27 protein-coding genes and 1 pseudogene are annotated in these 21,814 nt (G+C 63.8%); 16 read left to right on the top strand and 12 right to left on the bottom strand.

Annotation, left to right across the window (positions count from 1 at the left end; translation table 11 throughout):
• Positions 1-84 precede the first annotated feature (84 nt).
• Positions 85-1,011: a universal stress protein gene (locus LU688_RS17450; protein WP_232888056.1), complete on the top strand. Its 927-nt coding sequence runs from the start codon at positions 85-87 to the stop codon at positions 1,009-1,011.
• A 27-nt stretch (positions 1,012-1,038) separates the two neighbouring features.
• Here LU688_RS17450 and LU688_RS17445 read toward each other — a convergent pair whose 3' ends face one another.
• A complete protein-coding gene (locus LU688_RS17445) occupies positions 1,039-1,587 on the bottom strand; it encodes a GNAT family N-acetyltransferase (RefSeq protein WP_094011379.1) in 549 nt (182 codons plus the stop codon).
• A 181-nt stretch (positions 1,588-1,768) separates the two neighbouring features.
• Here LU688_RS17445 and LU688_RS17440 point away from each other — a divergent pair, with 181 nt between their 5' ends.
• The 3 genes from LU688_RS17440 to LU688_RS17430 are packed head-to-tail and all read left to right on the top strand — an operon-like array spanning position 1,769 to position 4,718.
• Positions 1,769-2,695 carry a universal stress protein gene (locus LU688_RS17440; RefSeq protein WP_094011380.1) on the top strand — a complete coding sequence of 309 codons (927 nt, stop codon included), beginning with the start codon at positions 1,769-1,771 and terminating at the stop codon, positions 2,693-2,695.
• A complete protein-coding gene (locus LU688_RS17435) occupies positions 2,686-4,053 on the top strand; it encodes an MBL fold metallo-hydrolase RNA specificity domain-containing protein (RefSeq protein ID WP_094011381.1) in 1,368 nt (455 codons plus the stop codon). Before LU688_RS17440 ends, LU688_RS17435 begins: the two co-directional genes overlap by 10 nt.
• A gap of 20 nt (positions 4,054-4,073) precedes the next feature.
• Positions 4,074-4,718 carry a hypothetical protein gene (locus tag LU688_RS17430; protein ID WP_232888057.1) on the top strand — a complete coding sequence of 215 codons (645 nt, stop codon included), beginning with the start codon at positions 4,074-4,076 and terminating at the stop codon, positions 4,716-4,718.
• Positions 4,719-4,819: 101 nt separating this feature from the next.
• On the opposite strand, the gene LU688_RS17425 is transcribed toward LU688_RS17430, so the two are convergent.
• Complete coding sequence (locus LU688_RS17425) at positions 4,820-5,386, bottom strand: GNAT family N-acetyltransferase (RefSeq protein ID WP_023629267.1); 567 nt, start codon at positions 5,384-5,386, stop codon at positions 4,820-4,822.
• A gap of 169 nt (positions 5,387-5,555) precedes the next feature.
• Positions 5,556-5,981 (bottom strand): potassium channel family protein, encoded by a 426-nt coding sequence (locus LU688_RS17420; protein ID WP_023629268.1) that lies wholly within the window; start codon positions 5,979-5,981, stop codon positions 5,556-5,558.
• On the opposite strand from LU688_RS17420, the gene LU688_RS17415 reads away from it, so the two are divergent.
• The 4 genes from LU688_RS17415 (at position 5,956) to LU688_RS17400 (ending at position 8,346) form a co-directional block, all read left to right on the top strand.
• Positions 5,956-6,207 carry a hypothetical protein gene (locus LU688_RS17415; protein ID WP_123902482.1) on the top strand — a complete coding sequence of 84 codons (252 nt, stop codon included), beginning with the start codon at positions 5,956-5,958 and terminating at the stop codon, positions 6,205-6,207. The genes LU688_RS17420 and LU688_RS17415 overlap by 26 nt on opposite strands.
• A gap of 274 nt (positions 6,208-6,481) precedes the next feature.
• Positions 6,482-6,907, top strand: a complete 426-nt coding sequence (locus tag LU688_RS17410; RefSeq protein ID WP_023629269.1) for a YeeE/YedE family protein — start codon at positions 6,482-6,484, stop codon at positions 6,905-6,907.
• 1 nt (position 6,908) lies between these two features.
• Positions 6,909-7,325, top strand: a complete 417-nt coding sequence (locus tag LU688_RS17405) for a DUF6691 family protein (RefSeq protein ID WP_094011382.1) — start codon at positions 6,909-6,911, stop codon at positions 7,323-7,325.
• A 256-nt stretch (positions 7,326-7,581) separates the two neighbouring features.
• Entirely contained in the window at positions 7,582-8,346 is a 765-nt protein-coding gene (locus tag LU688_RS17400; protein WP_160291389.1) for an SDR family oxidoreductase, read from the top strand.
• A 183-nt stretch (positions 8,347-8,529) separates the two neighbouring features.
• Here LU688_RS17400 and nhaA read toward each other — a convergent pair whose 3' ends face one another.
• From nhaA to LU688_RS17380, 4 genes and pseudogenes are all read right to left on the bottom strand, one after another.
• Positions 8,530-9,732: a Na+/H+ antiporter NhaA gene (gene nhaA, locus LU688_RS17395; protein WP_038707571.1), complete on the bottom strand. Its 1,203-nt coding sequence runs from the start codon at positions 9,730-9,732 to the stop codon at positions 8,530-8,532.
• Between the two features lie 434 nt (positions 9,733-10,166).
• Positions 10,167-11,917 (bottom strand): annotated as a pseudogene (locus LU688_RS17390) (S8/S53 family peptidase).
• 56 nt (positions 11,918-11,973) lie between these two features.
• A complete protein-coding gene (locus tag LU688_RS17385) occupies positions 11,974-12,357 on the bottom strand; it encodes a DoxX-like family protein (RefSeq protein WP_094011385.1) in 384 nt (127 codons plus the stop codon).
• Positions 12,354-12,806 (bottom strand): thiol-disulfide oxidoreductase DCC family protein, encoded by a 453-nt coding sequence (locus LU688_RS17380; protein ID WP_094011386.1) that lies wholly within the window; start codon positions 12,804-12,806, stop codon positions 12,354-12,356. The genes LU688_RS17385 and LU688_RS17380 overlap by 4 nt, the downstream gene beginning before the upstream one ends.
• Before the next feature lie 153 nt (positions 12,807-12,959).
• On the opposite strand from LU688_RS17380, the gene LU688_RS17375 reads away from it, so the two are divergent.
• On the top strand, positions 12,960-13,163 hold the full coding sequence (locus LU688_RS17375; RefSeq protein WP_023631435.1) for a DUF1289 domain-containing protein: 204 nt from the start codon (positions 12,960-12,962) through the stop codon (positions 13,161-13,163).
• On the opposite strand, the gene LU688_RS17370 is transcribed toward LU688_RS17375, so the two are convergent.
• Complete coding sequence (locus LU688_RS17370; protein ID WP_094011387.1) at positions 13,150-13,830, bottom strand: phytanoyl-CoA dioxygenase family protein; 681 nt, start codon at positions 13,828-13,830, stop codon at positions 13,150-13,152. The genes LU688_RS17375 and LU688_RS17370 overlap by 14 nt on opposite strands.
• Before the next feature lie 141 nt (positions 13,831-13,971).
• Between LU688_RS17370 and LU688_RS17365 the strand changes: the two genes are divergently transcribed.
• From LU688_RS17365 to LU688_RS17350, 4 genes are all read left to right on the top strand, one after another.
• Positions 13,972-14,316 carry a hypothetical protein gene (locus tag LU688_RS17365; protein ID WP_023630028.1) on the top strand — a complete coding sequence of 115 codons (345 nt, stop codon included), beginning with the start codon at positions 13,972-13,974 and terminating at the stop codon, positions 14,314-14,316.
• Between the two features lie 127 nt (positions 14,317-14,443).
• Complete coding sequence (locus tag LU688_RS17360; RefSeq protein ID WP_023630029.1) at positions 14,444-16,642, top strand: OsmC domain/YcaO domain-containing protein; 2,199 nt, start codon at positions 14,444-14,446, stop codon at positions 16,640-16,642.
• 238 nt (positions 16,643-16,880) lie between these two features.
• Positions 16,881-17,024 (top strand): PA0050 family protein, encoded by a 144-nt coding sequence (locus LU688_RS17355; RefSeq protein ID WP_023630030.1) that lies wholly within the window; start codon positions 16,881-16,883, stop codon positions 17,022-17,024.
• Between the two features lie 49 nt (positions 17,025-17,073).
• Positions 17,074-17,211: a PA0050 family protein gene (locus LU688_RS17350; RefSeq protein ID WP_023630031.1), complete on the top strand. Its 138-nt coding sequence runs from the start codon at positions 17,074-17,076 to the stop codon at positions 17,209-17,211.
• A gap of 82 nt (positions 17,212-17,293) precedes the next feature.
• On the opposite strand, the gene LU688_RS17345 is transcribed toward LU688_RS17350, so the two are convergent.
• The 4 genes from LU688_RS17345 to LU688_RS17330 all read right to left on the bottom strand — a co-directional run bounded on the left by LU688_RS17345 (position 17,294) and on the right by LU688_RS17330 (position 19,487).
• Positions 17,294-17,806: an isochorismatase family protein gene (locus tag LU688_RS17345; RefSeq protein WP_094011388.1), complete on the bottom strand. Its 513-nt coding sequence runs from the start codon at positions 17,804-17,806 to the stop codon at positions 17,294-17,296.
• A gap of 91 nt (positions 17,807-17,897) precedes the next feature.
• On the bottom strand, positions 17,898-18,971 hold the full coding sequence (locus LU688_RS17340; protein ID WP_094011389.1) for an NAD(P)H-dependent flavin oxidoreductase: 1,074 nt from the start codon (positions 18,969-18,971) through the stop codon (positions 17,898-17,900).
• Between the two features lie 35 nt (positions 18,972-19,006).
• Positions 19,007-19,177 carry a hypothetical protein gene (locus LU688_RS17335; RefSeq protein WP_094011390.1) on the bottom strand — a complete coding sequence of 57 codons (171 nt, stop codon included), beginning with the start codon at positions 19,175-19,177 and terminating at the stop codon, positions 19,007-19,009.
• A 7-nt stretch (positions 19,178-19,184) separates the two neighbouring features.
• Positions 19,185-19,487: a DUF1883 domain-containing protein gene (locus LU688_RS17330; RefSeq protein ID WP_023631136.1), complete on the bottom strand. Its 303-nt coding sequence runs from the start codon at positions 19,485-19,487 to the stop codon at positions 19,185-19,187.
• Positions 19,488-19,648: 161 nt separating this feature from the next.
• On the opposite strand from LU688_RS17330, the gene LU688_RS17325 reads away from it, so the two are divergent.
• The 3 genes from LU688_RS17325 to LU688_RS17315 all read left to right on the top strand — a co-directional run bounded on the left by LU688_RS17325 (position 19,649) and on the right by LU688_RS17315 (position 21,715).
• Complete coding sequence (locus LU688_RS17325; RefSeq protein WP_094011392.1) at positions 19,649-20,008, top strand: hypothetical protein; 360 nt, start codon at positions 19,649-19,651, stop codon at positions 20,006-20,008.
• A gap of 145 nt (positions 20,009-20,153) precedes the next feature.
• Positions 20,154-20,804: a c-type cytochrome gene (locus tag LU688_RS17320; RefSeq protein WP_094011393.1), complete on the top strand. Its 651-nt coding sequence runs from the start codon at positions 20,154-20,156 to the stop codon at positions 20,802-20,804.
• Complete coding sequence (locus LU688_RS17315; protein WP_104445171.1) at positions 20,801-21,715, top strand: c-type cytochrome; 915 nt, start codon at positions 20,801-20,803, stop codon at positions 21,713-21,715. Before LU688_RS17320 ends, LU688_RS17315 begins: the two co-directional genes overlap by 4 nt.
• The last annotated feature ends 99 nt before the right edge of the window (positions 21,716-21,814 follow it).

Here is a 21,814-nt window from a genome sequence, read left to right as displayed (position 1 = left end):
AGGGGCGTCAGTTGACAAACATCAAGCCTGTAGAGCAGGGCTACAGGATGCTTCGGGTATATATCGCAACCGCAGAGGTGTGCCATGGAAACCCCGCAAAGACTGCTGTTGATCGCATCCCCCCTGATGCGCCGAACCCCTGTCTACGACCGAGCCGCAGCCTTGGCCAAGGCCAAGGGCATGGCACTGCACATCGTGGCTTTCGACTACGTGGAGGGGCTTGCCACGGCAGGGCTGGTCAACCAACAGGCTCTTGCAGTGATGCGCGAAGGCTATGTACAGCAACACCGCGAGTGGTTGGAGACCCAGGCGCTGCCGATTCGGCGCAACGGTGTCACAGTCACCACCGAGGTGGTGTGGGTGCAGCACCCCTTGAACGAGATCCTGGTGCACCTGCGAGAGCAGCGCTTTGCCATGCTGATCAAGGCATTCGAGCATGAGCCATGGTGGGCGCGTGCCATGTTCACTTCCCTGGATATCCAGCTGCTGCGCGAAACCCGCATTCCTTTGCACCTGGTGCACCAGGCCAGCCATGCGTTGCCGCGCAGGATCCTGGCGGCCGTGGACCTGTCCAGGCCCGAAGACCAGTTCGAAGGCTTCAATGACCAGATCATCAGCGAGGCGTTGAAACTGGCTTTGCAGTGCAACGCGCAGATCGAATTGCTGTATGCCTACGACCTGGGTTCGATGTACCTGGACGCCAGCGGTAACCGGGAACACGCGTTCCTGTTCGATTCCAACCTCGCTCAGACGCTGCATGAAGCTCAGAGCGATGCCTTCAAGGCCCTTGCCGAGCGCAATGGCATTGCCGTCGAGCACCGCCACATGCGCATCGGCGACCCGGCCAAGGTCCTGGCCCTGTTCATGGACAACAATGATATCGACCTGCTGGTGATGGGTAGTTATCACCACCATGGCATCGGCTGGTTCATCGGCAGTACTGCCGAGCGGATGTTGCATCGTTTGTCCAGCAGTGTGCTGGTGATCTCCCCCGAGCGTTCCCAAGGGTAGCGCACAAGGCCCGCAAGGGCCTTGTTTTCAGGCTCGCAGGTCAAGCTCGTGGAGGATCTCGCTGACGTCGCCGCCCAGGTAGCGTGAGCTGAATCCCAGCGCCTTGGTCATCCGGTGCATGGCGTAGTTAGTCGACAGGTCCCTGGAAATCATCCACTCATAGCCACTGCGCCGCGCCGCGTCGACCAGGTGCCGCAGCAGACGCGTACCCAAGCCTTTACGCTGCCACTCCTCACGCACCGCTATCGCACACTCGCAGCGCGGGCTGTCAGGTAGGCCGGCGTAACGGCTGATGCCAATCTGCTGCAAGCAGCCGTCGACATGTGCCAGTGCGACATAGGCTCTGCGCTGGAAGTCGTCGACCGGCATCGCTTGCGGGGGCAGGCTGGGCAAGCCGCCGCTGAGCCCAGCGGTCAAGCGCAAGCGCCGAGCCTGGTGGGCGATCGAGCTGAGAAAGCGTCGGTTCCGCTCATGGTCCTCCTGGCGCAGCGGGCGGATCAGCACAGGCGTGCCGTCATCGAGCTTCTCGACCCAGTGCTCACTGGGGGCCGGCTGCTTGGACCGCTGCGTGTTCATCGTGCCTCCCGTTACTCGGATAGATACCTGAAAAGCGTTGTAACGTGGCTCGCCGCGGCGGTTCTGACAATCGTCAAGTTCGGGACACGGCCCCTTTTCTGATCTGCATCAAACGCCAGCGCGGGCGCGCCCGGACAATCCTTAGCATCACATCCCTGCCGCGCAAGCCCGGAGGTCCGCCATGGGTCAATATCGACAAATGCTGGTGTTGCTTGGTGAAGTCGACCCGCATTCCGCCGCGTTGCGAAGGGGGCTGGCGCTGGCGCATGTCAGCGGCGCCAGCGTGCATGTGCTGGGGTTGTTCGAACCGCGTGAGGAACCTCTGCTGCGCGAAGAGCGCCTGAACGAAGCCGATATCAAGCGCCAGTACGATCACTATCGTGAGCAACTGCGGGTCCTGGTCGAACGGCACCGCGGCCACGGTGTGGTGCTGACGGTCGACAGCCTCGCCGTCGACGATATCCGCAGCGACGCCATCGACTACATCAGCGAATTGCAGCCGGACCTGGTCATCAAGGACAGCGACTGCGCCTCGACCCTGGCGCGGTTGTTCGGCACCCCGCTGGACTGTGCGCTGATGCGTGGTTTCCAGGGGCTCACCCTGTTCGTGCCGAGGGCAGCTGTTTCATTACCCCGGCGCGTCATGGTCGCCGTGGATACCAGCTTCAGCGAGACCCCGACAGCCCAGCAGCAGTTCAACCAAGGTCTCATTCGCGTCGCCCAGGCTCTGGCACTGCAGTGCGGTGCCGCTCTGCATCTGTTGTCGGCCTACAACCTGGGCGGGGTATTCGCTGCGGACATGAGCGTCACCCAGGCATGGATTGAAGAGATGCGCCAGGCGCTTCAGGAACCCTTCAACGCCTTGGCTGAAGCCGAAGGCGTGGCGCATGACTGCCGCCACTTCATGCAGGGCGGCCCGGTGCAAGTGATCTGCGAACAGGTCGCCGCCCTGGAAGTCGACGCCGTGGTGATGGGTGTGGTGCAGCCCAAAGGGATGGATAAGCTGTTGGGTGACACCACTGAACGCATCGTCGGCCACCCGCCGTGCAGCGTACTCGCGGTTCACCCTCACGTGTTCGAACCCCTGGAGCCTTGGCCATGCAACTGACCTTTCTCGGCGGCACCGGGACGGTGACCGGCAGCAAATTCCTGTTGACCCGCGACCGCACGCGGATCCTGGTCGACTGCGGATTGTTCCAGGGCTACAAGCAGTTGCGCCTGCGCAACTGGGAGCCTTTGCCGCTGGCACTACGGGCGCTCGATGCGATCGTGCTGACCCACGCCCATCTCGACCATAGCGGCTACCTGCCAGTGCTGGCCAGGGAGGGTTACCACGGCCCGATCTATGCCACCCCGGCAACCTGCGCCCTGGCTGAAGTGCTTCTTCTCGACAGCGCGCGACTGCAAGAAGAACAGGCCGAACATGCCAATCGCCACGGCTACTCCAAACACACGCCGGCGCGGCCACTTTATACCGAGGAGGATGCGAAGCGGGTATTGGCGATGTTGCGGCCGGTGGGACTGCACCAGGCAACGCCGATCGCGGAGGGCATGGACCTGCTGTTGCGTACGGCTGGCCATATCCTGGGCGCTGCGACGGTGCAGATCAGTGCCGAAGGGCAGACCTTGGTCTTCTCGGGTGACCTTGGCAGGCCGCAAGACCCGATCATGCGGGCGCCGGAGCTGATCCGCACGGCAGATGTGCTGTTGGTGGAGTCCACCTACGGTGATCGCCACCACCCGGCAGAATCGACCGAGCGATCTCTGGCCCAGGTCATCAACCAGACACTCCTGCGTCATGGCATCGTCCTGGTGCCTTCATTCGCGGTGGGACGCGCCCAATTGCTGATGTATTACCTCCACAAACTCAAGCGTGATGGGCTGATCCCGGATATTCCGGTTTACCTGAACAGCCCGATGGCCACCGATGCGACCGCCCTTTATCAGCAGTTCCGAAATGAACACCGACTGTCGGCGCAGGAATGCGCCGCGATGTGCCAGGGCACACGGATCATCCACTCGGTCGATGAGTCCCGCCACCTGGACCAGTTGCGCGAGCCGGCAGTGATCATTGCCGCCAGTGGCATGGCCACCGGTGGCCGGGTGCTGCACCACCTGAAGGCACTGGCTCCCAACCCGCGCAACAGCATCCTGTTCTCCGGCTTCCAGGCCGGAGGCACGCGTGGCGCGGATATCGTCGCGGGCGCCCCCAGCGTGCGTTTGCAGGGCGAAGACGTGCCCATCCGGGCGCAGGTGCACACCTTGGAAAACCTGTCCGCTCACGCTGACGCCGACGAGATCATGGAGTGGCTGCGCGGCTTCAGCCGGCCACCGCGGCAGACCTATGTCATCCATGGCGAACCACACGCCGCCGACACCTTGCGCCGGCGGATCAGCCTGGAGCTGGGCTGGCAGGTGTGTGTACCGGACTATCAGGAAACCGTTGCCATCGACCCTGTGCGCTGAGCACGGCGCGGGAGGTAGTCATGAACACGAAAGCGCGAGCGAAACTAAGGGCCTGGATGCATCGGCCCAGGGGCAGCCTTGGCTGGATCGTGGCCATCGCCGCGTTGCTCATGGCAGCCTCTGTCTACCGCGCCGTGAGCCCCAGCTGGCGCATGCCGATGCGTGATCCGGCCGTGCTCCTGAGCCTGCTGGCATTGTGCGCGTTGCTGGGCTGGGTCGTGCAGCGCGGAGTGCGCCGTACGGTCGGCAAAGCGATCTTCAACAGCCGGGAGACGGGCGGGCAGGCCAGACTGGCGTTGCTGCGCGCGATCACCCGGGAATCCAACACGCTGATGGTCATGCTGTTGCTCCTGGCGGTTCTGGGCAGTGCCACGGTATGGCAGGCTGGGCGCGCCGTGGCGCAGATCGTGGGAAACTGCTCGGCGAACCTGCAGGCACAGGTGCAGGTACCCGAAGAGGCGCGGCTTGCGGCGTTGGTTGGCAAGCCCGTGTGTGCCTGCCTGGCGCAAACCTTCCTGGAGCGCAATGGGGTGATCCGCCTGGCGTTGTTCGGGACACCGATGCAGCAGGTGAGTGGCCTGCGGGCGCTGACCGCCGCCGACGAGCAGCGTTGCCTCGCGCGGTTCGACCTGCTACCCGAGACAGGCAATTTGAACACGCCTTGACCACAAAGTGAGTGCTGTTGCCTGGACGCTCAATGAATGAAGGGGGCCGCACATGGCACGGGAGATTGCCATGTGCGGCCACGCCTTGGGCCTGGCGCGGCTCAGAGGGTGAGGCGATGGATGACCTGGCTCGGGTCATCCGGGTCCGCGGCCGTGGTGAAGCCTGCTGCCTTGGCCAGGTCGCGCATTGGCTGGTTGGCAGCCGAGTCAATCGAGTACATCTGCCGAAAGCCCTGAGCCTTGGCGTGATCGATCAGGTGGCTGAGCAGGATTCGGCCTAGCCCATGATGTTGCCAACTGTCGAGTACCGTCACCGCGCACTCGCACTCAGCCTTGTCGGCACCGGCGGCATAGCGCGTAATGCCCACTTCCTGCAATTCACCCTCGACGTGGGCCAGGGCGACGTAAGCAGCTTGGCGGTCCTCGTCGACCTTCATCAACTGGTCGAGCAGGGCGTCACTGGGTTCCTTGACCTGGCAGAGGAAGCGAAAGTGCCGCGATTCGGGCGACAAGCGTTCGATGAAGGCCTTTTCGCGTGTCCGGTCCTTGGCTTGCAGCGGCCGGACCAGCACGTGGGTGCCGTTGTCCAGGGCTTCGACCCAATGCTCGCCGGCAGGTGTCGGAAAGATGGATTTGGAGGGTTGACGTGAAGTCTCGGCGGGGGGCATGGCAATATCCTCGGCAGTGATTGAACTAGGGAAGGTAAGCGTCGGCTGTGGACCTGAAGCAGGCTTGACCGTTGTCAAGGTCGTGCACGACAACACCCTTGATCACGCCGCTGCCCGCCAGCAGCAGGTGAGATGGCTGGCCAGGCAACTGGGCGTTTCGCGCTGGGATTCATTTGGCTTTCCAGTACTTCTGCATTTCCAGAAACAGGAACGAGGCGGTCCAGGTGATCAGCACCAGGCCTGTCAGTGCCTGTAGGCCAGTGAGGTATTTCAGGTGACCGGTGGGCGCGATGTCGCCGAAGCCAATGGTGGTGTAGGTGGTGAAGGAAAAATAAACGCAGTCCAGGAAGCTCCCGTCGAAACTACCGCTGAGCGTTCCCCAGCCCTCGGCATGGGACATCAGGTAATAGGCCAGGGCAAAGCACCAGACCTCCACGGCATGTGCCAACAACGCGCCGAACACCCCCGCGACGATACGGAACCGACTCCACAGCCTCAGGCGCGGTAGCCAGTCATTCAAGCGCAGCAGGCATTCGTAGTGAATGACGACCACCAGGATCACGATCAGCATGTTGATCAGCGTGACAGTGAGCATCGTCGTTACTCGGGTCGGGGCTGCAGGGACACTGCATGCTGATGGTCAACTTGTCGCCGGTGGGGTGAAGGATCTGCAGCAGCAACGTCAAGCCGCCTCGGCGCTGTTTCTGCCCCCGGCCATGATGCGCTCGCGCGCAACAGTGTCCTGCTGCTTGTTTCTATCCCTGCAGCAGGCGAGGCGATTGATAAAGGTCAAACCCGGCGAATCGACGCTGCACCGTTGACAAATGTCAGGCCGCTGGCGGCGCCGCTTCCAATACTCCGGGTCGGGCAGACCACCAAAGAGGCTCTACGCCGGGCAACCCGGAAAGCTCGCCACGGGGGATTCTGGATTTGCCTTTGCAGCAACGTGGCACGATTATCGTCCACGCGATCGCTTGCGTACTGCTCAGCTTGATCCTGCCTGGCATGAGCGCAGGTTCCTGGGCTGCCAGGTTGAGGCGCCTGCCTTGAGCTAGAGCCCGAGTCGCGCACGTCGCATTCCTTGAGGAGTTGAGCATGAACGATTTTACCCCTTGGTCGTCCTTGGCAGGCGGCGCCATGATCGGTTTGGCCGCGGGGCTGTTTGCCGTGGCCAATGGGCGCATTGCCGGTATCAGTGGCCTGATCGGGTCGTTGTTGCAGCGTGGCGCAGAAGGGCGGGGCGAGAAAGCGTCGTTCTTGCTGGGGATCTTCGTCGCGCCGCTGCTGTGGCAGGTGTTTACGACGATGCCACCTGTGCATTTCACCGCCTCGCCCTGGGCGCTAATGGTGGCCGGGTTGCTTGTGGGTATCGGCACACGCTATGGCGCAGGCTGCACCAGCGGCCATGGCGTGTGTGGGCTGGCTCGGTTATCGCCACGCTCTGCGGTGGCAACGCTGTGTTTCATGAGCGCCGGATTTGCCACTGTCTTTCTCCTTCGTCATGTCCTGGCAGGTGCTTAACATGCAGCGATTCATTGGTTTCCTCGCCGGGGCCCTGTTCGGCATGGGGCTGTTGGTGTCGGGGATGGCGAACCCTGCCAAGGTCCTTGGCTTTCTCGACCTTGCTGGGCAGTGGGATCCATCGCTGGCACTGGTGATGGTCGGCGCCATCGGCATGGCGTTGCTGCCCATGACGTGGGCACGGCGGCAAGCCGTGGCGTTGCTGGGAGGACGGATGCAGATGCCAACGCGGCATGACGTCGATCATCGGCTGGTCGGCGGCAGTCTGGTCTTCGGGGCCGGCTGGGGGCTTGCCGGCATTTGCCCTGGTCCTGCGTTGGTGCTGCTGGTGGGTGGGTATTGGCAGGCCTGGCTGTTCGTGGCAGCGATGCTTGCTGGCATGCTGCTGGTCAATGCCTTGGAAGTTTCACGCAACTGAACAAGGCAGTGCACCAAAGAAGTTGTCGCGACTTGAGCGCGAATGTGGCCATGCACGGGCATGCGTGATGGAAAGGTGAGGCCGTGCAGGTTTTGCACGTGGGGCACTGTGTGTGCTCGACCCGGGCTGGGATGCCAATGTCCAAGGCAAATAAGCAATGGCGCCAGAGTGCGCAAGAAACGGAGAGCATCCCCCCGTACCGCACCCGATAGTACCCGCGCACCCTGCAAATCACCTTCAGGACGAGGTACAGATCATGCAACTGGCAGGCAAAGTGGCAATCATCACCGGTGCCAGCTCTGGCATCGGCCGTGCGGCGGCGAAACTGTTCGCCCGGCACGGCGCCAATCTGGTGCTCACAGCGCGGCGTCAGGCTGAGCTCGAGCAGTTGGCGGCGGACATCACGGCAGGCGGACACGGCCGGGTCTTTACGGTGGCCGGTGACATCACCGATGCGGCGCTGGCCAGGGAACTGGTGGACGCGGCAGTGTCGCGCTTCGGTGGCCTCGATATCGCCTTCAACAATGCAGGCACCCTCGGTGAGCTGGCTGCCGTTCCCGAGCTGACGCTGGACGCCTGGCAACATACCTTGCACACCAACCTGACCAGCGCTTTCCTCTGCGCCCAGGCGCAGATTCCGGCGCTGCTGGCCCGTGGCGGTGGCTCGCTGATCTTCACCTCGACCTTCGTCGGCCACGCGGTGGGTATGCCGGGCATGGCTGCTTATGCGGCCAGCAAGGCGGGCCTGGTCGGCCTGGTCCAGATCATCGCGGCGGAGCAGGGTGCCCTCGGGATACGCGCCAATGCGTTGCTGCCGGGCGGTACCGACACGCCGATGGGCCGCAGTGTGATGAGCAGCCCCGAGGCCCAGGCCCATGTCGAAGGGTTGCACGCCCTCAAACGCCTGGCCAGGCCGGAGGAAATCGCCGAGGCGGCACTGTTCCTGGCCTCGGACGCATCAAGCTTCATGACCGGGTCGGCGATGGTGGTGGATGGCGGGATATCGGTGGTGCGCGGCTGAGGCGCGCCATAATATGTCATGCTGGGGCATATCACCCTTTTCGGCATTGCAGGTCCACCGCCTGCTCGGCGCTATGGCGTGCACGTCAACGTCGGTCACAGTGACAATATGAAGGTCCGCGACCCCTTTCTGCACCTGCTCGACAGCCACTGAGCTGTCGAGCAGGCGCGGGCCGTGGCTACTTCAATCGGCCTGCTTGGGCGCAAATCGCAGGATCAGGCAGGCGATGACTGCCGACAGCAACGAGCCCAGCAAGATGCCGATCTTGGCTGCATCGATCTTCTCGGCCTGGCCCGGGAACGCCAGTTCGCCGATGAACAGGCTCATGGTGAAGCCGATACCGCAGAGCATCGCCACGCCGTAGATCTGCAGCCAGCTGGCGCCTTGGGGTTTGCTGGCCAGGCCGGTCTTGACCGCCAGCAGCACGCCACCGAATACACCGAGCTGCTTGCCCAGCAGCAGGCCCAGGGCAATGGCCAGCGGCAGTGGGGCAAAGATGTCGTCAAGGCCCAGGTCGCCGAACGAGACGCCGGCGTTGGCAAAGCCGAAAGCCGGCACGATGAGGAAACCGACCCACGGCGCCAGGCCATGCTCCAGCTTGAGCAGCGGGCTGGCCTCGCGGGCCTCGCTGCTGCCTGTGCTGTACGGGATCAACAGGGCGCCGACCACGCCGGCGATGGTGGCGTGCACGCCTGACAGCAGGGTCACGTACCACAGCGCGGCCACGCCGATCAGGTAGGGCCACAGGCTGACCACGCGCAGGCGGTTGCAGGCCAGCAGGATGGCGATGATGCCGGCGGCACCAGCCAGTGCCAGCAGGTTCAGCGACGAGGTGTAGAACACCGCGATGATTGCCACCGCGCCCATGTCGTCGATGATCGCCACCGACACCAGCATTACCTTCAGTGACAGCGGCGCATGTCGTCCGAGCAGGGCCAGGGCGCCGACGGCGAAGGCGATGTCGGTGGCGGCGGGGATCGCCCAGCCGTTGGACAGCCCGGGTTCACCGCCTGCCACCGCCAGGTATATGAGCGCCGGCACGGCCATGCCCATCAGTGCTGGCAGTGCCGGCAGGCGGCGCTGCTCCCAGCTGGCCAGGCGGCCGTCGACCAGCTCGCGCTTGATCTCCAGGCCTACCAGCAGGAAGAAGATCGCCATCAGACCATCGTTGATCCACATGTGCACGGTCATCGGGCCGAGTTTCTCGGTCAGCACCGGGCCGACGGGCAGGTGCAGCAGGTGCTGGTAGGCGCTGGCCCAGGGACTGTTGGCAATGACGATGGCCAGCGCGGCGGTGAACATCAGCAAGACGCCGCCGGCCGCTTCGGTGGCCAGCAGGTGACGCAGCATGGAGCGCGGCTTGAGGGTAGGAAGGGGTGCAGTCATGTAACGGTCCTCGTTCATGGCATCACCCTCGCAATGGCAGTGGCGTGGCGGACAACGGGCACGGCGGGACGCTGGCTCCGGACTGGGCGGGCCACTGCGGCGAAGGGCGAGAAGAAGGATGGGGAATGCGGCACGGCAACCCACGCCGTGAAGACACGGGGCAGGAAGGGCCATGGGGAATGGAGGCATGCGTGCAACATGGACAAATCTCACGGAAAACAAATGAATGTTCTCCGTATTCGGGAAGGCTCCCGGGCGCACGCAGCACACGCCAGGCGGTCATTCTAGCTATCCGATCGCAGGAATGCGTCAACATTTTGCGTCCAAATGTTGCCAGGTCAAGGTGGGGCAGCCCGGTATCGGCCATGGCCAGAGGGCCCCACGCTTTGGGCCCACTCGTTACCTAGGCTGCCTGCATTCACATCGAAAACCTGTCAGCGCACCCGCTCAAGGCTTTTCAGCGCAAGGTCGAGGGCTTTTTGCATGTCCAGCCGCGCCGACCGCCCGACATCCTTGTCACCGAGCTGATAGTTGCGTTCCGACGGCAGGATGGGAGCGGTGAGGTCCTCGGCATCCATCCGCTCGAAGTCATGCTGGTCACCGATGCTCATGGCGCTGCGGCGCAACAGCATGCGTACCTGTTCGGGCTGCAGGTTCGGGTTGATCGACAACATCGCCGCCACCAGGCCCGTGACCATCGGCGTGGCATAGGAGGTACCGCAATGCACTGCGCCGGGCGGCCCTGCTTCGAGGGTCGAGGCGTGGGCGCAGGCGGCAGCGGTGATGTCCACCCGCATGTCCATGTTCGAGCTGCTGCGCCTGACGGCAAAGGCCGGGTCGTCAACGGCGCGCTCGCCTCCCTGGGCGCGCTGGTGGCCGCCGGCCACCAGCAACTGCTCGGTGATGAACGAGGAGGGTAGGCGGTAATCGTCGGTGCCGGCAAAGGTCGAGCCATTGCCGGCGGAGTTCACCACCAGCACATCGGGGTGCGACTTGCGCAGCCAGAGAAAGAACTCTTCCAGCAATTCCTCGTAGCCGCTCATGGCAAGCCCTGAGCGCAACAAGGAGTCGACTTCTTCACCCTCGGCGTTGCGGGTGCCGACGCGGTGGATGCCCCAGCTCCAGTTGAGCACGCGCACGCCGTCCTCGACGAGGTTGACCGAGGCCGCGATATTGGCCGTGATACCGGCATCGGAGTTGCGCTCGACGATCACCTCGAAACCGCCGCTGGCCGGTTCCAGGCCGCGCAGGAAGCCGGTGTTGCCACCATTGTTCCAGCCGGCGGCAAGAATGCCGGCGACCGTGGTGCCATGCGTGTCTGGCTGGTCCGCGTCGCGGGCGTACAGGCACCGCGGGGAATGGCACACGCACCCAGGTAATCGGCAAAGTCCGGGCTGTCGAAGTCGACATCGCGTTCGATCAGGCCGATGCGCAGCGGCTGTGGCTGGATGACAGCCTGCTTGCCAGGCAGGCGTCGCTGGTAGAAATCGACCGCGTCCAGGAAGCGGTTCGCCGCCCACTCGTCAGAGTCCCGGGGTGGGGTGTGGGGGCGTTCCTGTTCGGCCTGTTCCGGCGCCGACTCTTCGATGACCACCGCATCGACGCTGGCCTCGCTGCTCAGGCGTAGAACCAGGGCATCGCGTTGCTCCAGATTGCGTGCCGGCAGGCGCAACTGATAGAGGTTCAGCGGCGCAATGCTGCCGACGACGTTGGCCCCATATTTGCCCGCCAGGCGTTCGGCCTCCTGGCGACCATCATGACGTTCCTCGATCAACAGACTCACCAGGTTCACATACGTAGTCAGACCGTCCATGTTCCTCGCCACTTCGTCTGGCCCTGCGGCCAGTACGTGACTGTTGCGCAGTGTCAGCCATACAGCGTTGCTGGTGCGCGTGCCATGTTCAAGCCAGAGCGGGCCGCTTTGCCGCTCGCTGCTGTCCAGCCGCAGGCGTAGCCGATCCGCTTCGCGCACCACCGCGCTGGAGGGGATCGTCTTGTCGCCGAGTTTCAGTGTCGGCGGCTGGGCGCTCAGCCCCCGGACGGTCAGGCACCAGTCTTGGCGCCGGGTGTCCAGCAGGTCACCGCAACGCTTCAGGCTTTCGATACGCAAGCCTTCCGACGCCTGTGCCATTGCGCCTGCGAGCAACATGAGCAGGGTGATGAAGGCGGCGAGCAGTACGGCCATGGGGCGGTTTCCTTGCTGAGGGCCTGCAGTTCCGACTGCTGCGCAGCGCGCTTGGTTCAGCTGTCAGAGGTATGGCCTTGCCTTGAGGCCCACGCCACGGCGCACAGTGTCACGCCCGCCACGTTCAGCGAGACCGGATTGAAGGCGTCCACCAGCATCGACGGCTGCATCACCGCCACATCCACCAGCAGCCCAAGCAGCACGCCCGCGGCGACCAGCAACGGCCAGGCCAGGCTCGGCATCAGCAGCAGTGCGGCGAGTACCAGTTCAGCTACGCCGGCAATTTGTGACAGCCAGGCTGCGTGCCCCAGTCCGTGAGCCTGCAACAACAACTGCTCACCGGGGCTGAGCAACAGCAGCTTGGGCACCAGCCCGTGGTAGGCGAAGATGAACGCCAGGCTGGCGCGCGCCAGCCAGTGCACCTGGCGCAGGCGGTTCATGGCTGGCCCTGGAGAAAGCGTCGCTGGTGGTCCGGGCTCGGCAGCAGGCATTGGTCGTGCTTGCCGAACAGGCGATAGCGATTGAGTGCCACACGATCGTACAGCCAGTCCCGTAGTCCCTGCGGGCAGATGCGCAGTACCCGCAGCAGCGGCCAGGCGCCGGGCAGTTGTCGGGTGATTTCGAAAAACGCCGCGGAGCGCACCCAGCAGTTCTGGTCACGGATCACCGCCATGGTGTCGAACGCCGCTAGCGGCAGGCCCGCCCAGGCGAGCAGCGCCTGGCCTTGCGCTGACTGCACCGTGGCCAGGCGGATGCGTTGATGGCGATCATGGCGGATCACGAATTTCGCCCAGCCATTACACAGCTTGCACACACCGTCGAACAGCAAGACGGTTTCTCCTGGCGCAAGCAGTGGCGCAGGGGTAGGGCGTTTCAGGGCAGCGGGCATGGCTTGATTCCGTTCAGGCGGTGGGCCGGTATTGTATAGCGGTCAGGCAGGCGAAGGGGCATGTACGCGCGGTGGGTGGATCACCTGCAAAGGCCCTGGCCTGCACCCCTTGGCCAAAGCCGGTATGATACGCGCCCGTCAGCGGAGTGCCCCATGGCCAAAGACATCGATAATCCGTGCATCTCGCTATGCCAGCTCAACAGCGAGCTGTGCGTCAGCTGTGGCCGGACCCGGGACGAGATCCGTAAATGGCGCGGCATGAAGCGCCCGGAGAAGATGGCGACCGTGCAGCGCGCGGCGGCGCGTATGAAGGCTATCGTCAAGAAGAACGCCAAGCGCCAGGTCATGGCGTCGTGAACGGGTAGTCCGAGGGTTCGAAGCGTTGCTGTGTGTCCATTTGGACGCCACGCAGATGCGCGGTTTCCTCGAACACGGCATACAGCGGGTCGGCGGCATAACCGATCAGCAGCGCGCGGCGCGGTGCACCGCTGGCATTCAAGCTGCCGGCATGTACCAGGTCGACATCGAACACCAGGGCGTCGCCCGCTCGCCCGGAAAGCTGGACGCTGCGTGATTCGTCACTGAAGTCGAAAGGTGGCGCGTCCGGGGCGGGGCGATGGCTGCAGGGGACGATACGGGTGGCTCCGTTGTCCGGGCCGTAATCGTCCAGGTAGACCATCACCCCCACCGTGTCGCCCGGGCGCTGCGCCGACAGGTCACGGTGCAGGCGTTGATGGCCACCCCCGGCAACGGGGGCGCGCCCCTCGACCTGGTAGAGGAAGAACCTTTCGCCGATCAACGCGCCAACCGCTGCCAGCACCTGCGGCAAGCGGCAAACGGCCTGGACCGCTGCTGCGCCATCCAGTTGCGCATGACGCCAGTCCCTGGCGCGGGGCACCGGCCAGTCCTCCGAGGGTTTCACCCCAGCCTCGAATAGCCGACGCAGCTCGTCCAGCCATTGTGTCGGGATCGCCTGGCGGAGCAGGGCATAGCCCGCCTGGTGCAGCTGTTGGTGATGGGGCATGGCACTCTCGCTATCCCTGTCAGTCGTGTGTTGGCCAAGGGTAGTGAGCCTGGCCGGCTTTTGCGAGCGTCACGGGTAGCGTGCACTTGGCCAATCACTTCTAGACTTGCGCACATCACCTGTATCCCGTGGGAGAGGCCCATGCGCAGACTCTGGCAAAAGTACCTGGCACTGCTCGACGCCGACCTCAGCGCCAAAGTGTTCGACAACTTGAAGAACCTGCTGGTGTGCGCGCTGCTGTTCGCCGCAGGCACCGAGGCGATTCACGGTGACCAGCAGATCCTGCTGGGCTTGTGGGTGTCGAGTTTCACTGGCTGGGGGCTGATCCTGGTGTCGGCGCTGCTGTTGCTGCTGAACGTCAGCGATACCTTGCACCGGCTGGCCAAGCTGCCTTACCACACGGCATTGCAGGTGATCCTGTGTTTGCTTTACCTGGTGCTGGCTTCGCGGGTGGTCGAGATCGTCTGGAGCTTCCGGGCGGAGTAGGGGCTGGCGAAGCCATGAAAGATCCTCGCGCGCCCCGTTGCGGCTCGTCAGGCGGTATGCCAAGACATTCGCCGACGAATCCCGGATAATACCCGCCATTTTCGCCCGCTTCCTGGTACCCCCTCGCATGGAAATCAAGGTCAATTTTCTCGACAACCTCCGTCTCGAAGCCAAGTTCGACGACTTCACGGTGATCGCCGACCAGCCGATCCGCTACAAGGGTGACGGCTCGGCCCCGGGGCCGTTCGACTACTTCCTGGCCTCGTCGGCCCTGTGCGCGGCGTACTTCGTCAAGCTGTACTGCCAGACCCGCGACATTCCGACCGAGAATATCCGCCTGTCGCAGAACAACATCGTCGACCCCGAGAACCGCTACAACCAGATCTTCAAGATCCAGGTCGAGCTGCCCGAGGACATATCCGAGAAGGACCGCCAGGGCATCCTGCGCTCCATCGACCGTTGCACCGTGAAGAAAGTGGTGCAGACCGGCCCCGAGTTCATCATCGAGCAGGTCGACAACCTCGACGCCGATGCCCAGGCATTGCTGATGCCGGTGTCGGACACCACCACCTACATCCCGGGCAAGGACCTGCCGCTGGAGCAGACCATCGCCAACATGTCTGCCCTGCTGGCGGAGCTGGGGATGAAGATCGAGATCGCCTCGTGGCGCAACATCGTGCCCAACGTCTGGTCGCTGCACGTGCGCGACGCGCAGTCGCCGATGTGCTTCACCAACGGCAAGGGCGCCACCAAGGAAGCGGCGCTGGCCTCGGCGCTGGGTGAGTTCATCGAGCGCTTGAACTGCAACTTCTTCTACAACGACCAGTTCTGGGGCGAGGACATCGCCAACGCCGCGTTCGTGCATTACCCCAACGAGCAGTGGTTCAAGCCTGGGCCCAAGGACGCGCTGCCGGCCGAGATCCTCGATGATTACTGCCTGCAGGTCTTCAACCCCGACGGCGAGCTGCGCGGCTCGCACCTGTACGACACCAACTCGGGCAACAAGGAGCGCGGTATCTGCTCGCTGCCGTTCGTGCGCCAGTCGGACGGCCAGACGGTGTACTTCCCGTCCAACCTGATCGAGAACCTGTACCTGAGCAACGGCATGAGCGCCGGCAACACCCTGGCCGAGGCGCAGGTGCAGTGCCTGTCGGAGATCTTCGAGCGGGCGGTCAAGCGCGAGATCCTCGAAGGCGAGCTGTGCCTGCCGGACGTGCCGCAGGAGGTACTGGCCAAGTACCCGGGCATCGTCGCCGGCATCCAGGGGCTGGAGGAGCAGGGCTTCCCGGTGCTGGTCAAGGACGCGTCGCTGGGCGGTGAGTTCCCGGTGATGTGCGTGACCCTGATGAATCCGCGCACCGGCGGCGTGTTCGCTTCGTTCGGTGCCCATCCGAGCTTCGAGGTGGCGCTGGAACGCAGCCTGACCGAGCTGCTCCAGGGGCGCAGTTTCGAGGGCCTGAACGATCTGCCGCAGCCGACCTTTGACAGCCTCGCGCTAACTGAACCGAACAACTTCGTCGAGCACTTCATCGACTCCAGCGGCGTGGTGTCGTGGCGCTTCTTCAGCGCCAAGGCCGACTTCGAGTTCGTCGAGTGGGACTTCTCGGGCCACGGCGAGGACTCCAACCAGCAGGAGGCGCAGACGCTGTTCGGCATTCTCGAGGACCTGGGCAAGGAGGTGTACATGGCCGTGTACGACGACCTTGGCGCCACCGCCTGCCGCATCCTGGTGCCGGGTTATTCGGAGATCTACCCGGTCGAGGACCTGATCTGGGACAACACCAACCGGGCGCTGGGTTTCCGTGCCGACATCCTCAACCTGCACAAGCTGGACAACCGCTCGCTGAAGCTGCTGCTCAAGCGTCTGGACAATGCCGAGGTGGACGACTACACCACCATCACCACGCTGATCGGCGTCGAGTTCGACGACAACACGGTGTGGGGCCAGCTGACCATCCTCGAGCTGAAACTGCTGATTCACCTGGTACTGCAGCGCTTCGAGGACGCCAAGGAGCTGGTCGAGATGTTCCTGCAGTTCAACGACAACACCGTCGAGCGCGGGCTGTTCTACCAGGCGCTGAACGTGGTGCTGGAGGTGGTGCTGGACGATGAGCTGGAGATGGCCGACTACGAGGCCAACTTGCGCCGCATGTTCGGCAATGAGCGGATGGACGCGGTGCTGGGCTCGGTGGATGGCAGCGTGCGTTTCCATGGCTTGACCCCCACCAGCATGGGGCTCGAAGGGCTTGACCGTCACCTGCGTCTGGTCGAGAGCTACAAAAAGCTGCACGCCGCACGGGCGAGAGCGGCCGGGTTGAGCAGTTGATCATGTCTTGGATGCCAAGGGCCGCCTAAGCGGCCCTTTCTTTTTGGGACAGCGGCTTGCACCGGGGCTGGAGCAGCTGCTGCACGACCCGGGCTTATCCTGGTCACTTTCCAACTCCAACCGCGACGATGCACCACAGTGGCGCAATCCACAGGGTTGGTCTTAGCTGTTGCGGGCCCGGCGAGCGGTTGCCGCCCGTTGGGAAAAGATCGTCAGGGATAGGCCCAAGGAGGGTTGGATGAACAGGAAAATGCTGGCTGGCGCGATACTGCTGTGGATGTGCTCGATGACGGCGCAGGCCGACTGCGCGGTACTGGGACCCTGGGAGGACCCTTGTGCCGGCCCGGTGCTGGGCCCGACGACCTGCGTGTGCGAGCGCTGATCACAGTGAAAGTGCAGGGAAGCATCAATCATTGACCAGGAGGTTACCCATGAAGAAAGTCATGTTGGCTGTACTGCTGCTGTGGGGCTTTTCCGTGACGGCCCAGGCGTCGTGCCCGGTGTTCGGCCCGGGCACAGACCCTTGCGCGGGACCCGTGTTCGGGCCTTCGACCTGCGAGTGCCCTTGATTCCATGGCCGCCTGAGACGGCAGGCGCGAGCTTGCGCGGCGGATAACGGGCGAAAACCAGGCCGGGCTGGCTGCGCACCGATCACTGCGTATTCGAGGGGCTTGGAACATCTCGCTGATCGTGCAGCCCGGCCAGCACCTCGGCGGCGGTGGTGACATGACCGAAATGGTGCTTCCACAGGTCGATGCCCAACTGCCCGGAGCGGTCCAGCGAGGAACCCATGGTCAGGTCGGTGACCAGTGTCGGGGTAAGCCCCGCATCGAACAGGGCGAAGCCTGCGGCCAGCACGCAGGTCTCGGTCTGCAGCCCGCAGACCAACACACGCTCGACGCCGAGGCTTTTGATGTAGTCGAGTGTCTCGGCGCTCTGGCCGTAGCCATGCTTGATGAACACCTTGTCCGCCTCGACCAGGGCCACGTCCTCGCTGGCCGGGTGCCAACCGAGCTGGCGCTGGAAAGGTGTGACCTGCTCGTCGTGCAGTTCGACCGAAGCGATCGTGGGGATGTGCGCGGACAACACGCGGATGCCGTCCACCAGTTTCTCGGAAGGGCTGAAGGTGGATTGCACATCGACGATGAGCAGGACTTGCTGCATGGCGGTTTCCCGGGCGAGGTTCGAAAGCTGGCGAGTATACCGCCGCACGCCGGTTTATTGCGGCAAGGGCCTCTCTATCAACGTGGCGCGTTCACCTGACAATCCGCTTGAGGGCCTCGCCTGCAATTTCGCGGGTCAGTGACTCTGCACCCATATGCCTTCCCAGGCGCAATGCCTGCCCGGACCACAGGTTGCTGAAATCACTGTTGCCTTGCGGGTCGGTGATCGCGCGCAGCGGCATCAGCGCGCCGCCGGCCAACGGGAAACGCGGGGCGAGGGCGCTCATCGGGCCCAGCTCGCGCATGAGGCGGTTGTTGATGCCGCGGGCCGGGCGGCCGGTGAACAGGTTGGTCAGCGCGGTATCGCTGGCGGGGGCGTTGTCCAGGGCGCGGCGGTGTGCAGGTGACACCTTGGCCTCGGGGCAGAACAGGTAGGCGGTGCCGATCTGCACGGCCGAGGCGCCCAGGGCCAGGGCGGCGAGCAGGCCGCGGTGATCGGCCACGCCGCCTGCCGCGATCACCGGCAGGCTCACCGCATCGACGATCTGCGGCACCAGGGCGAAGGTGCCGATCTGGCTGGTGATGTCGTTGCTGAGGAACATGCCGCGATGGCCGCCGGCCTCATAGCCCATGGCGATGATCGCGTCGCAGCCATGCTGTTCCAGCCAGATCGCTTCCTCCACCGTGGTGGCGCTGGACAGCACCCTGGCGCCTGCCGCCTTGACCCGCTGCAGCAGCGCCGGCGCTGGCAGGCCGAAGTGGAAGCTGACCACTTCCGGGCGCAGTTCCTCCACCAGCTTGCAGCTTTGTTCGTCAAAGGGCGCGCGATTGGACACCGGCGTCGGCGCCTCGAAGTCCGCGCCGACTTCATCGTAGAAGGGCTTTAGCGCCTGTTTCCAGCGAGCGTCTTGCTCGGGGTCTGGCGCCGGCGGTTGATGGCAGAAGAAGTTCAGGTTGAGCGGACCCTGGCAGGCGGCACGGAAGGTGTCGATTTCGCCGCGCAACTGCTCGCTGGAGAGCATGGCGCAGGGCAGGGCGCCCAGGCCCCCGGCATTACCGACGGCGATGGCCATGGCTGAGCCGGTGGCGCCGGCCATGGGCGCCTGGAGGATGGGCAGCTCGATGCCAAGCAAATCGAGGATGCGGCGGTCTTGCCAGGTGCTCATGGGCGACTCCTTGAGTGCGGTGGGATCCAGAGTAGCTACAGGGCCTTGCTGACCTGGATGTCGCTGATCTTGTCAGCGTCGTCGCCATGGATCTTGCGCAGGGCTTCCTGCGCCTGCTCCAGGGAGGCGTCGGGCATCAGGGCGAAATCCCAGCGGCGTTCGCCGTCGAGCTTGTACTTGATCACGTACTTGATGGTCTGGGTCATGCTGGCCTCATCCGAGTTTCGACGACGAGCGACGAATGATCTTGATCTTGTGGGTCAGGCTTGGCTTGCGCGTCACGGAGATCGGGCGGGTGGTCACGGTGTCGATGGTGATGTTCCAGAAACCGGTGCTGGGAACGGTGATCTTCGCCGGGAATTTCTCGAAGTGGCCGCCGTGGTAGGTATGCCGGCCGCCATTCTTGAAGCTGCGGAAGTTGGCGTCGTTCATCAGGCGGATGTTGCAGCGCTGGGAACACTCGATGACGACGATATCGTCCTCGTTCAGGTGTTCGCGCTGGTGTACGAATTTCATGGGGCGCTCCGCAAGGATTGTTTCTGCAAACGCGAAAGATATCACGATGTGAGGTTACACTTGCGCCCGGGCTGACCAAGCCAAGGAGATTTCCGCCAGACGTGGGAGCAAAAACGCCTGGACGTGGTCAGAGGATGACTTTGAAGTTGGAGAGTATGTGCATGAAATGGGTAATAGCGGCAGCGGTGCTGGCATTGGGAGGCTGTGTCAGCGTGACGGAACTCGAGCAGTCCCACGCCACCTTGGACGTGATCTCTGGCAAGACGCCACGTGAATACGCCGACTGCGTGAAGCGCAAGCTGGCTGAAACGCGCGATCCGTTGCAGGAGGAGGTGCGCGGGGAAAACCTGCGCCTGACCGTACCGCAGAAGCTGACGGCTGGCGTGGGCCCGGCGGCGCTGCTCGATATCGACAAGCGCGGCAGCGGCAGCGCGATCAAGGTCTACGAGCGGTTGAACAACTTCCCGCTGCGCCTGGGCGACGTGCGCACTGCCGCAACTCAATGCATATCAGGTTCTTGATCCAGCTCAGTTAATCGGCAATTAGCTGGCGTATTGCCACTTTCCTTCCCGGCGGCACGTTGTCGCAGGCCGGGGAATAGGCCTAGTATTTCTGGGCTTATATCGTTTGAGCCTAAGCTTATAACAAGGAAATGGAGCCTCCGTGATGAAACCCCTGAGCCATGTCGTGATCGGCAGCTTGCTGATCTTGGCCTGGCCCTCGGCGCACGCTGCCGACGGCCAGAAAATCTTCAACCAGGGCGGGCAGAATCCCGCCGCCATGGCTTGCCTCGGCTGCCATGGCCCGGACGGCAAAGGCATCGCCGCCGCCGGCTTTCCCCGCTTGGCCGGCTTGCCTGCCGGTTATCTGAGCAAGCAATTGCAGGACTTTCGCAGTGGCAGCCGCAAGCAGGCGGTGATGGAACCACTGGCCAAGGCCCTGGACGATGCGGAAATCGAAGCGATCAGCGCCTACCTGGCCAAGCTGCCAGCCGATCCCGCACCTGACACGCGGCGTCAGCAGATTGCCACCAATCCGGTGGCTCGCCTGGCCCTCTATGGCGACTGGAGCCGCAAGATTCCCGGTTGCGTGCAGTGCCATGGCCCGGGTGGCAGCGGTGTCGGCGAGCACTTCCCGCCGTTGGCCGGGCAGCCGGCCGGCTACCTGGTGGCACAGCTCAACGCCTGGCGCGATGGCAGCCGCAGCAACGACCCCAACCAGCTGATGGTGGATGTCGCCAAAGCGATGACCGATGCCGAGGTCAAGGCGGTTGCCGACTACTTCGCACAGCCGGCGAGCCAGGAGGCCAAGCCATGAAAACCCTTATGCCAAGCCTGTTGCTGTTGGCCATGGGCGCTGCCCAGGCCACCCCTATCGCCATGGAAGACCAGTCCCAGCTCAAGGTGCCGGGCGTGCAGGCGGCCCCGCAATTCGTACCGCCCGCGGAAAGCGCCATTCCGGACAACGCCTTTGGCAAGATGGTCCGTGAAGGGCATGCGCTGTTCGTCGATACCCGCAGGCTGATGCCCGAAGCCGTCGGCAATGGCCTGAACTGCAGCAACTGCCACCTCGACCAGGGCCGCCTGTTCCATTCCGCGCCGCTTTGGGGCGCCTATCCGATGTATCCGGCGTACCGCAAGAAAAACGACAAGGTCAACACCTTCGCCGAACGCATCCAGGGCTGTTTCAGCTTCAGCATGAACGGCAAGCCGCCGGCGGCCGACAGCCCGCAGATGACCGCGTTGAGCGTCTATGCCTACTGGCTGTCGACCCAGGCGCCGACGGGGGTGGAGATCGCCGGTCGCGGCTACCCGGAAGTGCCGAAGCCCAAGGATGGCTACGACTTCAAGCGCGGCGAGCAGGTGTATGACCAACAATGCGCGATCTGCCACGGCGGTAACGGCGAAGGGCAGAAGGTGGCCGGGGACTACGTGATGCCGCCGTTGTGGGGCAAGGACTCGTACAACTGGGGGGCTGGCATGCACCGGATCAATACGGCGGCGTCGTTCATCAAGTACAACATGCCATTGGGCAAGCCCGGTAGCCTGAGCGACCAGCAGGCCTGGGACGTGGCAGCCTGGATCAATCGCCATGAGCGGCCGCAGGATCCGCGCCTGGTCGAGGGCTCTATCGAGAAGACCCGGCTGAAGTTCCATGCCAATGACGGGGTTAACCTCTATGGGCAGAAAGTCGATGGCGTGTTGATCGGGCAGGGGATCGGCGGTTGAGCCGAAACCCTCGCGGGGCAAGCCCGCCCCCACGCCCGGCAAGGGATGATCGTGGGGGCGGGCTTGCCCCGCCATGACGCCGCCAGGCGCTTAAAATTC

The organism is Pseudomonas soli, from assembly GCF_021283165.2.
GTDB classification, from domain to species: Bacteria; Pseudomonadota; Gammaproteobacteria; order Pseudomonadales; family Pseudomonadaceae; genus Aquipseudomonas; species Aquipseudomonas soli.
The sequence above is the reverse complement of the archived record's forward strand: the minus strand, read 5'-3'. Positions and strand labels throughout refer to the sequence as shown.

Coding starts and splice junctions, on each gene's coding strand:
- LU688_RS17450 (WP_232888056.1), top strand. CDS start 85: ATGGAAACCCCGCAAAGACTGCTGTTGATCGCATCCCCCCTGATGCGC.
- LU688_RS17445 (WP_094011379.1), bottom strand. CDS start 1,587: ATGAACACGCAGCGGTCCAAGCAGCCGGCCCCCAGTGAGCACTGGGTC.
- LU688_RS17440 (WP_094011380.1), top strand. CDS start 1,769: ATGGGTCAATATCGACAAATGCTGGTGTTGCTTGGTGAAGTCGACCCG.
- LU688_RS17435 (WP_094011381.1), top strand. CDS start 2,686: ATGCAACTGACCTTTCTCGGCGGCACCGGGACGGTGACCGGCAGCAAA.
- LU688_RS17430 (WP_232888057.1), top strand. CDS start 4,074: ATGAACACGAAAGCGCGAGCGAAACTAAGGGCCTGGATGCATCGGCCC.
- LU688_RS17425 (WP_023629267.1), bottom strand. CDS start 5,386: ATGCCCCCCGCCGAGACTTCACGTCAACCCTCCAAATCCATCTTTCCG.
- LU688_RS17415 (WP_123902482.1), top strand. CDS start 5,956: ATGTTGATCAGCGTGACAGTGAGCATCGTCGTTACTCGGGTCGGGGCT.
- LU688_RS17420 (WP_023629268.1), bottom strand. CDS start 5,981: ATGCTCACTGTCACGCTGATCAACATGCTGATCGTGATCCTGGTGGTC.
- LU688_RS17410 (WP_023629269.1), top strand. CDS start 6,482: ATGAACGATTTTACCCCTTGGTCGTCCTTGGCAGGCGGCGCCATGATC.
- LU688_RS17405 (WP_094011382.1), top strand. CDS start 6,909: ATGCAGCGATTCATTGGTTTCCTCGCCGGGGCCCTGTTCGGCATGGGG.
- LU688_RS17400 (WP_160291389.1), top strand. CDS start 7,582: ATGCAACTGGCAGGCAAAGTGGCAATCATCACCGGTGCCAGCTCTGGC.
- nhaA (WP_038707571.1), bottom strand. CDS start 9,732: ATGACTGCACCCCTTCCTACCCTCAAGCCGCGCTCCATGCTGCGTCAC.
- LU688_RS17385 (WP_094011385.1), bottom strand. CDS start 12,357: ATGAACCGCCTGCGCCAGGTGCACTGGCTGGCGCGCGCCAGCCTGGCG.
- LU688_RS17380 (WP_094011386.1), bottom strand. CDS start 12,806: ATGCCCGCTGCCCTGAAACGCCCTACCCCTGCGCCACTGCTTGCGCCA.
- LU688_RS17375 (WP_023631435.1), top strand. CDS start 12,960: ATGGCCAAAGACATCGATAATCCGTGCATCTCGCTATGCCAGCTCAAC.
- LU688_RS17370 (WP_094011387.1), bottom strand. CDS start 13,830: ATGCCCCATCACCAACAGCTGCACCAGGCGGGCTATGCCCTGCTCCGC.
- LU688_RS17365 (WP_023630028.1), top strand. CDS start 13,972: ATGCGCAGACTCTGGCAAAAGTACCTGGCACTGCTCGACGCCGACCTC.
- LU688_RS17360 (WP_023630029.1), top strand. CDS start 14,444: ATGGAAATCAAGGTCAATTTTCTCGACAACCTCCGTCTCGAAGCCAAG.
- LU688_RS17355 (WP_023630030.1), top strand. CDS start 16,881: ATGAACAGGAAAATGCTGGCTGGCGCGATACTGCTGTGGATGTGCTCG.
- LU688_RS17350 (WP_023630031.1), top strand. CDS start 17,074: ATGAAGAAAGTCATGTTGGCTGTACTGCTGCTGTGGGGCTTTTCCGTG.
- LU688_RS17345 (WP_094011388.1), bottom strand. CDS start 17,806: ATGCAGCAAGTCCTGCTCATCGTCGATGTGCAATCCACCTTCAGCCCT.
- LU688_RS17340 (WP_094011389.1), bottom strand. CDS start 18,971: ATGAGCACCTGGCAAGACCGCCGCATCCTCGATTTGCTTGGCATCGAG.
- LU688_RS17335 (WP_094011390.1), bottom strand. CDS start 19,177: ATGACCCAGACCATCAAGTACGTGATCAAGTACAAGCTCGACGGCGAA.
- LU688_RS17330 (WP_023631136.1), bottom strand. CDS start 19,487: ATGAAATTCGTACACCAGCGCGAACACCTGAACGAGGACGATATCGTC.
- LU688_RS17325 (WP_094011392.1), top strand. CDS start 19,649: ATGAAATGGGTAATAGCGGCAGCGGTGCTGGCATTGGGAGGCTGTGTC.
- LU688_RS17320 (WP_094011393.1), top strand. CDS start 20,154: ATGAAACCCCTGAGCCATGTCGTGATCGGCAGCTTGCTGATCTTGGCC.
- LU688_RS17315 (WP_104445171.1), top strand. CDS start 20,801: ATGAAAACCCTTATGCCAAGCCTGTTGCTGTTGGCCATGGGCGCTGCC.